The organism is Ferruginibacter paludis (assembly GCF_030409685.1).
GTDB lineage: Bacteria > Bacteroidota > Bacteroidia > Chitinophagales > Chitinophagaceae > Ferruginibacter > Ferruginibacter paludis.
In genome coordinates, this window is sequence record NZ_JAUFQJ010000024.1 from 18,940 (window position 1) to 34,296 (window position 15,357).

Here is a 15,357-nt window from a genome sequence, read left to right on the forward strand (position 1 = left end):
AACAATCAACCAGAAAATCTACCATGAATAATCGAGCATGTTAAAAGATATTGTTATTGCCATACAATCTTATCTTGAGGCGCACCGCTTTATTGTAAAGCACCGCTTATGGAAATGGATTTTGATACCAGGCATTTTATATGCCGCACTTTTTGGAGTGGGAATTTACCTTTTCTGGATCAGCAGCGGCCAGGCCATTGACGCCATCTTCTCCGTTACCGGCTTAAAAAAATGGATGTATACCATGGAGGGTAGCTGGCTCAAATTCCTGTTTATTTTTGGCCAGGTAATTTTACAATTGGTGATGCTGCTGTTTTATTTCTCTTTATTTAAATACCTTTTTCTCATCGTTGGTTCCCCTTTATTTGCCTACCTGAGCGAAAAAACGGAAGCCATCATGGAAGACAGGAATTTCCCGTTTAGTTTTCAGCAATTGTTAAGCGACATCGCCCGGGGTATCAGATTAGCTTTTAGAAATGCCTTGTGGCAAACTGTATACACTTTGTCTATCCTGATACTTTCATTCATCCCATTAATAGGTTGGTTTACGCCGCTGATAGCGTTGATTATTGAGTGTTATTACCTTGGCTTTGCTATGCTTGATTACAGTTCTGAAAGACACAAATTATCCGCTTCCCAAAGTATTGATTTTATTGGCCGTCATAAAGGACTTGCTGTTGGAAATGGCATCGTTTTTTACCTGATGCACAGTGTAATTATCGTTGGATGGATACTTGCACCAAGCTATGCCGTTGTAGCCGCCACTATCAGTTTTTATAAAACCAAGCCCCGTCTGTCATGAATTCGATCGTTTATTTAGTTCCCTGCGTGCTGGATGAGACAGCTTTAAATACAATACCTCATTACATAATCGAGGCTGTAAAAAACTGCCAGGTAATTTTTGCAGAAAACGAACGTACAGCAAGACGTTTTTTAAAAAGCATCTGCAAAGAAATTGTAATTGATGATTATGAATGGTTTACGATTCATAAAGCAGAGGAAGACCAAAAAAATAGTTTCAGGCAGAAAGTCAAAGAACACAAAAATATTGCCATCATCAGTGAAGCCGGCTGCCCTGGCATTGCTGATCCCGGCCAGATTTTGATTGAACTGGCGCAGCAATTAAACGTTGTTGTTAAACCGTTGGTTGGCCCAAGTTCTATCTTGCTAGCATTGATGGCCAGCGGTATGAACGGACAACAGTTTGAATTTGTAGGCTATCTGCCCATTGATAACGGGGAAAGAATGAAGACCATTAAAGAACTGGAAACAAGTTCACAAAGGAAAAGAAGTACCATTATTTTTATCGAAACACCTTACCGCAATAATCAACTCATAGAAACACTGCTTAAAAGTTGCAAGCCGTCTACAAGACTTTGTATTGCGGCAGAACTAACCGGTGCGAACGAGTTTGTAAAAACAAAAACGATCGCAGACTGGGGAAAAGAAAAAACCGACTTTCATAAAAAGCCGGTCATATTTTTATTGCTGGCGTAAGATTATTTTTACTTGGTGGTTGCTTCTGGTATAACTTCATCTACCAGGTACTCACTTTCCCCACGCCAAAATAGTTTGCCATTTTTTTGCTGATAATGAACTTTCACCTGTTTGCCTTCATAGAATTGCAACGCCTTTGCTATACTGTCAGATGGAACAGAGAAGTAAAATTTTTCGGAAGCGATTGCAACATTGCTTGTTGACGAAACGCTACTCATTACAAGTTCACCTTCATAGGTTTTAAACATGTTGCCCTTGTGTGAAAGTTTCTGCATTAAACCGCTGCGATATCCGTCACTATAGGTATAAAAATATTTCCACCAAAACAAAAATCCCAATACCACTAATAGTATTAAAGTAAACCAGCGTACAAATTTTTTAAATGCGCCTGCCTTTTTGGGTTGTAACTGTACCGTGCTGCTATTATCCATAATTTCTTTTTTGTAAGTTAATTATAATCCATATTTATCAATTAAATAAATGAGTGCCGCCATGTTTAATGCACCCAGGTTCAGCTCTCTTTTACTAACGTTTTCAAAAACATCTGTACCTGCGTGGTGAACATCAAAGTACCGTTGACTATCGGGATTTAACCCTGCAAGAGAGGCGCCAATTTTTTTTAATGGTCCCACATCTGCACCACTTCCGCCAGCAGCTAATTCATACACTCCGTAAGGATAAAATAAATTCTTCCATTGCAAAACCTTGTTCAGCTGAGCTTCTGTCATATCCAGGCGAAATCCCCTTGGGGTAAATCCGCCTTCATCGCTTTCCAAACCAAACAAATGAGTCTCTTTATTTTTCTCGGCTATTTCAAGATATTTTTCTCCTCCACGGCCGCCATTTTCTTCATTCATAAACATCACTGCACGCAGGGTTCTTTTAGGTTGAACACCTGCAGCCTTGATGGCTCTTAATACTTCAATGCTTTGCATCACGCCTGCGCCATCATCCTGCGCTCCTTCTGCCAGATCCCAACTGTCCAGATGACCACCTACTGTAATAATTTCTTTTGGAAATTCCTTTCCCTTTATTTCTCCAACCACATTGTAAGAGATCGTGTCCGGAAGCATAGCACAGGTGTTGGTAAAAGACGCCGTCAATACCATTCTTAATTTTAGTTGTTTACTGAGCCACTCTGCATCATTGGTGCTGATGGCTACTGCGGGAATTTTGGGAAATGAATCGTTGTAAACTGTCACACCTGTATGCGGAAAGTCGTCTGTGTTGCTCGCCAGTGATCGAACCATCACGCCGATGGCACCATAGCTGGCAGCCTTCGAAGGGCCTGCGACTCTTGATCCGCCACTTTCTCCATATGCCCTGAAGGTATGGATATAGGTAGGATTCATTTCAAAATTAAAAAATACAATTTTGCCTTTTATAACGGTTGCACCCAGCTGATCGAGTTCTTTAAAACTTCTTACCTCAACTACACCAGCACTAATGCCTTTTTTACCCGTGCCCAGGGAATTGCCCAGCGAACATAAATGCAATGGGTAGGGTGCTTTTCCTGCAACCTGTATAAGCCCTTTTTCCTTTATACCCCTTACCCAATGCGGCACCATACAGGGTTGCAGGTAAACCGTATCAGCCCCGGCTTCTTTCAGCATCCTTGCAGTTGCTTCTACTGCCTTTTGCGCCTGCGGAGAGCCGGATAACCTCGGGCCTACTTTTTTACAAAGAAACCGCAGGTTTTCATACGCCTTTCCGTTGATTAAAACCTCGTCTGCTATTTTCCTGATCATTGCAGAATCTTCTGCCTGTGCAGCACAAAAAGCAGGCAATAAAAAAATGATTACTGCCGGGATTATCTTTTTAAACATTTTACTGATTTAGTTTAACAAACTTAGTGATTTAGCTGTTACGCATTAGCAACTGCTGTAGCAAATTTGTCAAAAACATTCCCTTTGCAAGAATTGAAGACACCATTGAGTTGCGACTAAATGTAAAAAGCATATTTCGATAGCTCCTTAACACAACAATACAATAATGCGGACGGTATCGGGTATGGATAATAAATTTGTAAATTGTGCCAAATTTAAAAAACGCGGCTAAAATTATATTGTATGAATATTGCGATTGTTTGTTATCCAACCTTTGGTGGTAGCGGCGTACTGGCAACAGAATTGGGAAAGGCCCTGGCCGATAAAGGTCATAATATACATTTTATAACTTACCAGCAACCGGTAAGACTAAGCCATTTTCACACAAATATATTTTACCATGAAGTAAGGGTCCCCACGTATCCGTTGTTCGATTTTCCTCCTTATGAAACGGCTTTATCCAGCACAATGGTTGATGTAATAACCAATAATAACATTCAGCTGCTGCACGTACATTATGCCATCCCGCATGCATCTGCCGCATATATGGCCAAGCAAATACTTGCAAAAGAAGGCATTCATATTCCCGTAATCACTACACTTCACGGAACGGATATTACACTGGTTGGACGGGATAAAACTTACCGCCCGGTAGTAACGTTTTCCATGAATGAAAGTGATATTCTTACAGCAGTGTCCGATAACCTGAAAGAAGAAACCTTCCGCAATTTTGCTATAGAAAAAGACATCGAAGTGATATACAATTTTGTGGATGTAAAGCGCTTTAACCGCAAACCTGTGGATGCATTTAAAAAGCTGATTGCACCTAACGGAGAAAAAATAATTGTACATGCCAGCAACTTTCGTAAAGTAAAAAGAGTGGATGATGTGGTAAAAACATTCTTATTGCTGAATGAAAAAATACCTTCCAAATTATTGTTGCTGGGCGATGGGCCAGAACGTCCTTCTATTGAAGCGGACGCAAGAAACAGCAATGCTTGCGATGCGATTAAATTTTTGGGTAAGCAGGAACAAATGGAAGATATTTTACCAATCGCAGATTTGTTTTTGCTGACCAGCGAATATGAAAGTTTTGGATTGGCGGCGCTGGAAGCGATGGCGGCTGAAGTACCGGTTATTTCAACCAACGCAGGCGGATTACCGGAAATTATTATAGATGGCAATTGCGGTTATATGAGTAATGTCGGGGATGTGGAAGATATGAGTAAAAACGCGATCCTGATTTTACAGGATAAAACTACGCATGACCGGTTTAAAGCAAATGCACTGATCCAGGCTAAAAAATTTGATATTGATAATATTGTTCCGCAGTACGAAAAGTTGTATGAAAGGTTGATTGTATTATCACCGGCGTCTTAGCCACTGTTCCGGGTTAAGGTCTCCCTTTTCTTTAGTGATGTTTAGTTTCACTTCGCCAACTCCATCCAGATTAGCCCCCACTTTACCAATAACTTGTCCTATCTGTACAATTTCGCCTTTATTTAAATTTACGCCTGTTAAATTACTATAGGCGGTAAAATAGCCACCATGTTTCACCACAACTAATTCTACGTCGTCATAATTATTTATCAGAACAACTTCACCACCGAAAATTACTTTTACCGGTGCTCCTATATCGCAGCCGATCGATAGCCCATCATTTACAATTGTAACATCGCCCACCTTATTCGGGCCATAGTGCAATAAAACATATCCTTTATCAACAGGCCATGGCAGCTTACCCTGATTTATTTTAAAATTTTCATTTAAAGTAACAGCGGCATCTGTATTTAATAATTCACTTTGCTTGTTAACGGGCGCAATAACTGTTTTTTTTGGCACTTTCGCTATGGTTTTTGTACTAGCGGTGTTGTCATTATTATCGCTACTATTTTTTGCCGCCTTCAGTTCTGCCTCTCTATTTTTCCGTTCTTCAGTTGCCTTTGCAGCAGACGCTCTTTTGGCTTCTTCAACAGCTCGCCGGATAGCAGCAGTAATGGCATTGCTCACTTTTGCCATTTGCTTTTTCTTTGCTGCCACCACGTTATTCAATTCTTTACCCTGCGCCTTCAACTGCTTAACAATCTGATCTTTTTCTTCTTGTTGCGATTGTAAAACATTTGCTTCTTTTGCCTGTACCTGCAACACAGTGCTTTTCTTTTTCTTTGTGCCGCTCAAATCATTAATACGGTTGCGCAACAACTCCTGGGTACGCAAAATATTTTGTCCCTGCATCTCACGGTAATTCCTGTAACTTTTTAAATAGGTAATTCTTTTGATGGCATCATTAAAACTGGAGGCGGAAAATATAAAATTTAAGAAGTCGGAATTATTCCTGTTTTTATAAGAATACACCATGCTTTTGGCATAATCTTGCTTTAATGTATCCAGCAACAATTGCATTTTATTAATGTCCCGTTGCGATTTATAAATAGTGTTATCCAGGAAATTGATATCCTGGCTAATATTATCAATTACTTTTTCCTGCAGACTTAATTTCCTTTCAATAAGCGCTTTCTGACTTATAATTTCTTTGGTTGTCTTTTTATTTTTATTTAGCTGTTCCTGGGTTTCTTCCAGTTCCCTTCTCAGTTGCTGACGCTCTTTTTCCAGTTCCTGCTGCTCTTTGGAAGCCTGGGCCTGCGCTGTTACCGCCGCACTAAAAATAAAAATGGAGAAAAGGATTACAACAAATCTGATCATGAGCTAAGTTTACTTGGATAAACAAAATTACAATACAGCGGTGCAAATGGTACGTTAACAAAGCTAACTATTGCATCGCTGTAAATAACGCCTAATTGCGCTTATAATTTTTAGGTATGTTGAAAATAATAGACAAATCTTTGTTAAACTCCCACTGCTTATAATTTAACTGGATGTCCAGTTTATTCTTTTCTGATACCGTTATTTCCCTGTAGGTAGAAAAATTGATACCGTTGTTATTTTCAAAATTACTGTAGGTGATATCCGCTGTTCTGTTCCGGTTGATATTTACATCATCGAGTTTGCTATGCGTTAAATAGTGATTGCTTTTATCAATTGTCAGCAGGTTTTTAAAAAATTTACCCAGCGTGGCAAGTAATATTTTTGATTCCGTTTCTTTATAGGAAATGACGCTGTCTTCAAAAAAAACAGGATTACCAATCAGCAGGTCCTGCAACGTTTTATAATCAAAAGGGATCGCGGTAACTTCCTGCAGGTAGTCTATCGACCGGTACTGTACCTGCTTGTTTATTTTATCTATCAAAAAAACACTGTCTTTATTGATTAACACTCTGAAGGCCTCTATATTGAAAACAGTGGCATAACCCGACACCCAAATCAGGCTGTCTTTTAAAATTCTTACGTAAGCAGTTATATTGGGTTGATTGCCTTTATTATTCTGGTAATCAACTTTTACTTTGGCAGAAAAAGTCTTAAAGTCCATTTTATGACTTTTTACTTCACTCATGGCGGCTCTAATTACTTTCAGTGAATCATCTGCCGAAGTATTGGTTATAACAACAGATACGGTATCTTTTTTTGCTACAGCTGTTTGTATCTTCTTTGCTGTTTTGCAACTGCTGACTGACACCACCGCAATCAGTGCATAAAAAAACAACTGCACCCGGATATCTTTGATAAGAAATTTCATTCTTTTTATTTTTTATTGTTTGCCGGTGTGACCAAAACCACCTTCGCCCCTTGCTGTAATGTTCAATTGCTGTACCTGTATAAGATCTGCTTTGGTAACCGAAGCGACCACCATCTGCGCTATGCGATCGCCATGATGAATAGTTTGCGGCTCAGTGCTCAGGTTAATTAATATTACTTTTAATTCTCCCCTGTAATCGCTATCGATAGTACCGGGCGTATTTAAACAGGTAATACCCTGTTTAATTGCCAGGCCGCTTCTGGGTCTTACCTGTGCTTCAAAACCTTCGGGCAATTCAATAAATAATCCGGTGGGTATTAATGCCCTTTCAAGAGATTGCAAAGTGACTGATTGCTGAAGATTGGCCCGAAGGTCCATGCCAGCCGATCCGGTGGTGGCATAAGCCGGCAACTCGTTGCCAGATTGATTAATAATATTTACAGGTATATTTTGCATGGGCGCAAAGGTAATGATGAGATGTGATTTTTATTTAACAACTACTAAAATGAAATAAATAGCGGATCATTTTTGCAATAAGATAGTAGCATAAGCTATTAAACCTTCTTCCCTGCCAACGAAGCCCATCTTTTCTGTTGTGGTTGCTTTTATTGAAACATCTGTTACCTGCAATGACAAAATACCAGCAATTGTTTTTTGCATCTCCGGTATATAAGTTTTTATTTTGGGCGCTTCCAAACAAAGGCTGCTATCAATATTTACAATGTTATAGCCTGCCTGCTGAATCAAAGTAAAGCTGTTGCGCAGCAAAATTTTACTGTCAATATTTTTAAAAGCAAGATCGGTATCAGGAAAGTGCACGCCAATGTCTCCCAGGCAGGCAGCGCCCAGCATTGCATCGCAAATAGCATGCAACAATACATCCGCATCACTGTGCCCTAAAGCCCCTTTGGTATGAGGTATTTTAACACCTCCAAGCCAAAACTCCCTATCCGTTACTAATTGATGAAAGTCAATACCAAAGCCGATTCTTAAATTCATGTGCATTTATTTAAGCATTTATGAAGTGCGCAAATGTACGATTAAGCCAAAACAAAAAGCGCTCTGCTTTTTTGCAGAACGCTGATATAAAAGAGGTAATTAATTTAATTTATTTTTTTTCCTGTGTATCTGCAAAATCAAATACCAGGCTAAAACGCAAAGTGTTTGACAAAGGATTACGGTTAACACCATTACCGGATGGCAGCAGGTACGAAAAGTTTAAGCCAAACATTTCATATTTTAAACCGGCGCCCAATGTAAAATATTTCCTGTTTCCCTTCGCCGGATTTTCATAAAAATAGCCTGCACGCAAAGCAAATTGGTTTTGATACCAGAACTCGGCTCCTAAAGATGCCTGCACTTCTTTTAATTCTTCTGAAAAACCACCAGGCGCATCACCAAATGAGTTAAACCAGCTTCCTACAACTCCCTGGTTGCGGTACTTTTGAAGACCAGCGCTGTCTCCCAATGCCGGCGGCGTAGGTACCAATAGCTTATGAAGATCCAGTCCAAAAGTCATTTTACTATCCTGGTCAAATACCGTGGTGTAAGCAACCCCCAATCCAAGGTTGGCAGGTATATAATCTTTTTGGGTGGCATCGTTGGTATAGCTGATTTTAGAACCAAGATTACTCAACGTTACACCGTAATTTAATCCGGAACCATCTTCCTTCAACCCGGTATGAAATATACTTATATCAGCAGCAATGGCTGTACCCGGCTTGTAAATAGTACCGCTGTTGTTTGGGTCTCCGCTTGCCAGGCTGGAATTAATGTAACGCATGGCAATACCTACACCCAGTTTATCTGATAACTTACGGGAATATCCCAAATCAAGTGCAAATTCACGCGGACGATACTGACCTAACTCGGACCCATTGTTATCTGTAAACTGAATATTACCCAAACTGAAATACCTTAATGAACCGGATATGGCAGAAAGCTCATCCAATTTATAAAAACCCGACAATGATGCTAGATAAACGTCATTTATATCAAGCCCCTTAAGCCAGGGCGTGTACGTTAAAGACATACCCCCTTTGTTAGTGTTAAAAGGCGTTTTGGCCAGGTTCCAGAAAGCCGCATTGGCATCAGGAGAGGTGGCTACACCAAGATCTCCCATACCGCCGGCACGTGCGTCGGGGGAAATGCGTAAAAAAGGCACAGCAGAAGTGACTACATTTATAGGATCAGTTTGCTGGGCATTTACCAGGCTGGAGGCAGTTCCCAGTAATAAAACCAAGGCAGTTAATTTAATAGTTGCTTTTTTCATTCGTAATTTTTGTCTTGTTTAAGTAGACATACACTCAATAAGCGCAGAGTTTTGGGGGTGTAAAATTATAAATTAACAAATAGTGTGCACAATTATATTAACTAATTTGTGAAATTAGAAGATTTTTGCCAATCGACCGCATAACCGTTATGGTAATAATTAATTTTTACAATTTTTATTTCCGCTTAACAGCCAATTTTTAAAGAACGGGTTTCAAAGTTGTTTATTGTTTTAAAACAGCACTATCTATATAACGGGTAATATATTTCCACCTGGATTTCCACGTTAAAAAAAGATAAGGTACACGCCATATATGGCTGGAATTTTGCTTGTCATTTTTAGTAAATAAAATTTACACCACCCACATATACAATAAGTACAATATTTTTCGTTCCGGTAAATGGAAAAAGGGATGCTAACATTTTGATAAAATCCTTAAACCGGCATTCCGGTAAATTGTATATGGGGTAAAATATTTATATTCGCATTGAATTCCCCAAAACAATATTAAAGAAAACCTTTCGTTAAATAATTTGCAAAACGAACGCACATGCAAAAAACATTTTCAGTAAAAAATTTAATTATCCTGGCAGCAGTATTCTTCTCGCTGGGAGCCTGTAAAAGTGGCGGCTCTTCCGGAAAGAAGAAGTCTAAATCGTCTGTAACCGGATGGAACTATGATGACAAGAACATGGGTAACTACCATGTATCTAAGATGAAGTATCCAAAAGCAGGGCCCGGATTGGTTTTTGTTCAGGGTGGTACTTTTGTTATGGGCGCTAAAGATGAAGATGTAATGGGAGACTGGAATAATATTCCCCGCCGTATTACAGTACCATCATTTTTTATTGATGAAACAGAAGTAGCCAATGTGCATTATCGTGAATATATCTATTGGCTTGAAAATACCTTTGCCGGTGATACAGCAGTAATGGCGAAAGCATTGCCGGACACACTGTGCTGGCGTGAAGAGCTTGCCTATAATGAACCTTATGTTGAATACTATTTCAGGTATCCTGCTTATAATTATTATCCCGTTGTTGGTGTTTCATGGCAGCAGGCACATGATTTCTGTATCTGGAGAACGGACAGGGTAAATGAACTTACCTTGTTACAGAAAGGATATTTGAAAAAGGATTTTGCTAAAAAAGAAATGCGTGGCGGTGGCGCTGAAGGGTCATTTAATACAGAAACCTATTTGATGAATCCAGAATTGATACAGGGTAGAACCAAACCCAAAAAATCGGAATTGAAAGATGTAAGCGGTAAGCCAAGAGCCAATGTAAAAATGGAAGATGGTTTACTGAATATGGGTTACCGGTTACCAACTGAAGCAGAGTGGGAATATGCTGCTTACGGTTTATTGGATCAAAACCCAAGCCCGCGTAAGAAAGAAGGAAAAAGTGGTGAAGAGTTAATATCAAACCAGCAGATTTATTCATGGAGCAAAAATCCAAATGGTCTTCGTGACAACCGCAGAGGCAGCTGGCAGGGTAAGTTTTTAGCTAACTTCAAACGTGGTAGTGGTGATAACATGGGCGTTGCCGGCGGTTTGAATGACCGTTCTGCGATTCCTGGTAATATCAAAGCTTTCTATCCTAATTCATTCGGTATATACAACATGAGTGGTAATGTGGCTGAATGGGTTCAGGACGTTTACCGACCATCTACTCCAACTGATGGTGAAGACTTCAACTATTTCAGAGGTAATAAGTTTGATAAGTATTATAAAAATAGTAGCGGTGAGTTCGAAAGAGATTCTTTAGGCCATTTAAAGAAAACTGCTGTGAGCGACGAAGAAGTAAAAAATCGCCGTAACTACCAGCACAACAGCCTTTCCGGATACCTGGATGGAGATTCAACCAGCGGAGCTTTTTACCAATATGGTGTTACCACACTAGTAAGTGATAAATCAAGGGTATTTAAAGGCGGTAGCTGGAATGACAGGCCTTACTGGTTATCTCCCGGTGCACGCAGATTTTTGGAAGAAGATCAGTCTTCCAGTACTATTGGTTTCCGTTGTGCACAAACTTATATGGGCTCTCCTGAAGGTGCCGGATTTAAAGAAGGTAATATCTTTGGAAAACGCAAGCAGAACAGCAGAAAAAAACAGTAAATTACTTATAATAAATTAATTGAGCCCTTCACTAAAAAAGTGGAGGGCTTTTTTTATCTGCCCATTTTATACTATATAACAATCACTTCTCCTATTTTTGACAAATGGAAATACAAGATTTATACACCCTCTTTTTGAAGCATCCGTCCATCCAAACCGACACGAGAAAATTACAGGAAGGCGATCTCTTTTTTGCATTAAAGGGACCGAATTTTAATGGCAATAAATTCGCACGCCAGGCTATTGACAGCGGTGCTGCATTTGTTATAGCGGATGAGCCAACGGACTTTGTGGATGAAAGATTAATTTATACGGATGATGCGCTTGAAACACTGCAGCAACTAGCCAAATATCACCGTCAGCAATTTACCATTCCTTTTATTGCTATTACCGGAAGCAATGGCAAAACAACCACCAAGGAATTAATACACCAAGTACTTTCCACGACATACAAAACCTACACTACCAAGGGAAATTTAAACAACCACATTGGTATACCGCTGACAATTTTATCCGTTAGGAAAGATGCGGAGATGGCTGTGGTAGAAATGGGTGCCAATCATCAGAAAGAGATAGAAAGTTATTGTGCATATACACTGCCAACTCACGGCCTTATCACCAATTGCGGCAAGGCCCACCTGGAAGGCTTTGGCGGAATTGAAGGTGTAAGAAAAGGCAAAGGTGAGTTGTTTGATTACCTGAAAAAAAATAATGGAACCGCCTTTATTATGGCTGATTACGACTATCTGAAGGAGATGAGTGCCGGCATCCCCGAAATCAAGACTTACGGCACCAGCCGTGCGGAAATTACAGGGGTTGCTGCAGCTGGTCACAATGAATTTTTAAAGATGAGGATGACTGGTGGAACAGGATTAGGCGACATTCAAACTCATTTAGTTGGCGATTACAATTTACCCAATGTTTTGGCAGCAATTACTATAGGCAAATATTTTAAGGTAGACGAACAAAAAATAAAAACTGCTTTAGAGCAATACTTGCCTACCAACAGCCGCTCTCAAATGATGGAAAAAAATGGCAATAAAATAATTCTTGATGCTTACAACGCCAATCCCAGCAGCATGAAGGCTGCTATAGAAAACTTTGCAGCCATGGAAGGCAATAACAAAATATTATTGTTGGGAGGAATGATGGAATTGGGACAAGAGAGCGTGGACGAACACAAAGCGTTAATAGAACTGATAAAAAAATATCACTGGCAACAGGTAGTTTTGGTAGGCGGGGATTTCAATGTCATTCCTCACCCTTACCTCAATTTTGCTACATCCGTCCAGGCACGCGAATGGTTGCAGCAACAGCGGCTTAGCAACGCAACCTTACTGATTAAAGGATCACGCAGTATGCAAATGGAAAAGATACTTGACTGAAATATTAAAGAGAGTTATCGAGATACATTTGCAGATCGGCTTCCGTCTTAATCAACACATCTCTTACTTTACTTCCCTGGTTGGGACCGACTACGCCAGCCGCTTCCAGCTGGTCCATTAAACGGCCTGCACGGTTGTATCCAAGTTTCATTCTGCGTTGCAATAAAGACGTACTTCCGCTTTGGCTGGCAACTATCAGCCTTGCCGCATCTTCAAACAAAGCGTCCTTATCGTTCAGGTCAAAATCCTTTCCTTCCATTTCCTTTTCATCCACATATTCCGGCAATAAAAATGCCTGCGCATAACCACGCTGATCGCCGATGAAGTCAACAATTTTATCTACCTCCGGTGTGTCAACAAAAGCGCACTGCAAACGTACCAGCTCTCCGTTGTAGCTGATCAGCATGTCTCCTTTTCCAATTAATTGTTCTGCACCGCCTGCATCTAATATAGTCCGGCTATCTATCTTGCTACTCACTTTGAATGCAATCCTTGCAGGAAAGTTCGCCTTTATGGTTCCTGTTATAATATTTACACTGGGGCGCTGCGTTGCTATAATTAAATGCACCCCTACCGCCCTGGCAAGCTGCGCCAGCCTTGCAATTGGCATTTCTACTTCCTTGCCAGCCGTCATTATCAAATCAGCAAACTCATCTACCACCAAAACAATAAACGGTAAAAACTGGTGCCCTTTTTCAGGATTTAATTTTCGGGCAACAAATTTTTCATTATACTCCCTGATGTTACGGCAACCCGCTTCCTTCAGCAAATCATACCGGTTATCCATTTCAATACAAAGAGCATTTAGTGTATGCACTACTTTCTTTGTATCCGTTATAATAGCATCTTCTTCGCCGGGCAATTTTGCCAGAAAATGTTTTTCAATGGTTTTATAAATACTCAATTCCACCTTCTTAGGATCTACCAATACAAATTTTAATTGTGATGGATGTTTGCTGTAAAGCAACGATACCAATATAGCGTTTAAGCCCACAGATTTACCCTGGCCTGTTGCCCCGGCCATCAGTAAGTGAGGCATACTGGCCAGATCAACAATGAAATTTTCGTTGTTGATTTTCTTACCAATGGCAATAGGTAAAGAAAAATTATTTTGCCGGAACTTATCTGTATCCAGCAAAGTACGCATGCTTACGATTGTTTTTTTAGCATTGGGCACTTCTATGCCGATGGTGCCTTTTCCCGGAATGGGTGCGATGATGCGGATTCCAAGGGCCGCAAGGCTCAATGCGATATCGTCTTCCAGATTTTTTATTCTTGATATCCGCACACCAGCTGCAGGAATAATTTCATACAAGGTAACCGTAGGTCCTACAGTTGCATAAATTTTCTGAATATTGATATCATAATTTTTCAGGGTATTGATGATCTGGTTTTTATTGGTTTCCAGTTCAGCAGGATCCTGTACTATTTTTTCGCTGCCATGCGCATCCAACAAATCAAGCTGTGGATATTTGTAATCCCGCAAATCCAGCACCGGATCATAAGGTGTATTTATACCCGAAGACTTTGTTTGAGTGGCAACAGCATTGCCTCCTTCCAAAATGGGTTCCGGAACTGTTTTAATTTCCAGTTCAAGCAAAGGGTCATTTTCAATTTTTGGATCCTTTTTTAAATTACTGGCTTTATCGACAGCGGCATCCTGTATAAATAGTTTGGCTTCCGCAAAACGGTCTTCTTCATTTACCGGATTTATTGCTGGCTTGGTGACTATGGGCAGATCCTTTTCAACAATGTTTAAATCGTGATTCAGGCCATTATTGACTTCCATAGGAATATTCAGCATTCCGGCATCACCTTTTACTTTATTTCCCCTGTTTGTTTTGACAACCTCTTCCGGCGCCTCTGTTACGTCCGGATCAATAGCTACCAAAGCATCCTCTGTTTCTTCACCACCAGTGGCAGCTGTATACATTTTTTTGGATGGCAGCGCAAAAACCGGGTTAAACCGCCAGATAACATATACAAGTACTGAAACTGCCAACACGGCCAGTGTTCCTACTTTACCAATGGTTTTATACATCCAGTCCCTTACCATATTACCTACCGCCCCGCCCCATGGAAAACCTTTTCCATTCATAATAACGGCTGCTGTCACGCTCAGAATAACCAGGCCGGTAATAACGTATTTGACATTGCGTCTTACAGAAAATATTTTCTTTCCAAAAAACAAATTACATCCTGCTACAAAAAATAAACTGCAGATAAAATAAGACGCGATTCCAAAACCCTTGTAAATAAAAAGGTGAGAAATAAAAGCTCCGAAAGTGCCTAACAAGTTGCTCACTTTGGCATCGGTACCCAACAGTAATTTGTAGCCATGCAGAAAAACTTTATCCTGGTCTTCCTGCCATGTAAACAGGTAAGAAGTAAATGCTATAAAAAAAAGAAATGCCAGCAACAACAATACTGTACCCGTTATTTTACGTGTACGATCATCCTTAAGCAGTTCTTTCATCACTACTTTTTCCTCTGTTTCTGCTTTTAACCCTTCCTTGCCAGAGGCTTTGGATTTACCTGATTTAACTTTACTTGCCATTACTGACAAAGATATATAAATCCCTTACTGTAACATTACAGAATTTGATTGCCGGAGTATAAAAAGATAT

The 15,357-nt window shown here is 40.0% G+C and carries 13 protein-coding genes; 5 read left to right on the top strand and 8 right to left on the bottom strand.

Translation table 11 applies throughout. The annotated features are described in order from the left end of the window. Positions 1-37 precede the first annotated feature (37 nt). The gene (locus tag QWZ08_RS24375) at positions 38-802 is read left to right on the top strand and encodes an EI24 domain-containing protein (protein WP_290340231.1); all 765 of its coding nucleotides are present in this window, start codon (positions 38-40) and stop codon (positions 800-802) included. Further along, positions 799-1,497, top strand: coding sequence for an SAM-dependent methyltransferase (locus QWZ08_RS24380; protein WP_290340232.1), 699 nt, complete (start codon positions 799-801; stop codon positions 1,495-1,497). Before QWZ08_RS24375 ends, QWZ08_RS24380 begins: the two co-directional genes overlap by 4 nt. An 8-nt stretch (positions 1,498-1,505) precedes the next feature. Here the strand turns inward: QWZ08_RS24380 and QWZ08_RS24385 are convergent, their stop codons facing one another. Both QWZ08_RS24385 and QWZ08_RS24390 read right to left on the bottom strand, forming a co-directional pair. Continuing rightward, complete coding sequence (locus tag QWZ08_RS24385) at positions 1,506-1,928, bottom strand: DUF8785 domain-containing protein (protein WP_290340233.1); 423 nt, start codon at positions 1,926-1,928, stop codon at positions 1,506-1,508. Positions 1,929-1,949: 21 nt separating this feature from the next. Then, entirely contained in the window at positions 1,950-3,323 is a 1,374-nt protein-coding gene (locus QWZ08_RS24390) for a M20/M25/M40 family metallo-hydrolase (protein WP_290340235.1), read from the bottom strand. Positions 3,324-3,566: 243 nt separating this feature from the next. On the opposite strand from QWZ08_RS24390, the gene bshA reads away from it, so the two are divergent. Then, positions 3,567-4,703, top strand: a complete 1,137-nt coding sequence (gene bshA / locus QWZ08_RS24395) for an N-acetyl-alpha-D-glucosaminyl L-malate synthase BshA (protein WP_290340237.1) — start codon at positions 3,567-3,569, stop codon at positions 4,701-4,703. On the opposite strand, the gene QWZ08_RS24400 is transcribed toward bshA, so the two are convergent. The 5 genes from QWZ08_RS24400 to porV all read right to left on the bottom strand — a co-directional run bounded on the left by QWZ08_RS24400 (position 4,689) and on the right by porV (position 9,229). Beyond that, entirely contained in the window at positions 4,689-6,026 is a 1,338-nt protein-coding gene (locus tag QWZ08_RS24400) for a murein hydrolase activator EnvC family protein (protein WP_290340238.1), read from the bottom strand. The genes bshA and QWZ08_RS24400 overlap by 15 nt on opposite strands. A gap of 91 nt (positions 6,027-6,117) precedes the next feature. Continuing rightward, the gene (gene lolB1 / locus QWZ08_RS24405; RefSeq protein WP_290340239.1) at positions 6,118-6,957 is read right to left on the bottom strand and encodes a lipoprotein insertase outer membrane protein LolB1; all 840 of its coding nucleotides are present in this window, start codon (positions 6,955-6,957) and stop codon (positions 6,118-6,120) included. 12 nt (positions 6,958-6,969) lie between these two features. Beyond that, the gene (gene dut, locus QWZ08_RS24410) at positions 6,970-7,413 is read right to left on the bottom strand and encodes a dUTP diphosphatase (protein WP_290340240.1); all 444 of its coding nucleotides are present in this window, start codon (positions 7,411-7,413) and stop codon (positions 6,970-6,972) included. 66 nt (positions 7,414-7,479) lie between these two features. Then, a complete protein-coding gene (gene ispF / locus QWZ08_RS24415; RefSeq protein WP_290340241.1) occupies positions 7,480-7,956 on the bottom strand; it encodes a 2-C-methyl-D-erythritol 2,4-cyclodiphosphate synthase in 477 nt (158 codons plus the stop codon). 109 nt (positions 7,957-8,065) lie between these two features. Then, complete coding sequence (gene porV, locus QWZ08_RS24420) at positions 8,066-9,229, bottom strand: type IX secretion system outer membrane channel protein PorV (protein ID WP_290340242.1); 1,164 nt, start codon at positions 9,227-9,229, stop codon at positions 8,066-8,068. Positions 9,230-9,779: 550 nt separating this feature from the next. On the opposite strand from porV, the gene QWZ08_RS24425 reads away from it, so the two are divergent. Together QWZ08_RS24425 and QWZ08_RS24430 are read left to right on the top strand one after the other, a co-directional pair. Next, positions 9,780-11,345, top strand: a complete 1,566-nt coding sequence (locus tag QWZ08_RS24425) for an SUMF1/EgtB/PvdO family nonheme iron enzyme (protein WP_290340243.1) — start codon at positions 9,780-9,782, stop codon at positions 11,343-11,345. Positions 11,346-11,449: 104 nt separating this feature from the next. Further along, positions 11,450-12,730 carry a UDP-N-acetylmuramoyl-tripeptide--D-alanyl-D-alanine ligase gene (locus QWZ08_RS24430; protein ID WP_290340244.1) on the top strand — a complete coding sequence of 427 codons (1,281 nt, stop codon included), beginning with the start codon at positions 11,450-11,452 and terminating at the stop codon, positions 12,728-12,730. A gap of 4 nt (positions 12,731-12,734) precedes the next feature. Here the strand turns inward: QWZ08_RS24430 and QWZ08_RS24435 are convergent, their stop codons facing one another. Further along, positions 12,735-15,287: an FtsK/SpoIIIE family DNA translocase gene (locus QWZ08_RS24435; protein WP_290340245.1), complete on the bottom strand. Its 2,553-nt coding sequence runs from the start codon at positions 15,285-15,287 to the stop codon at positions 12,735-12,737. Positions 15,288-15,357 lie beyond the last annotated feature (70 nt).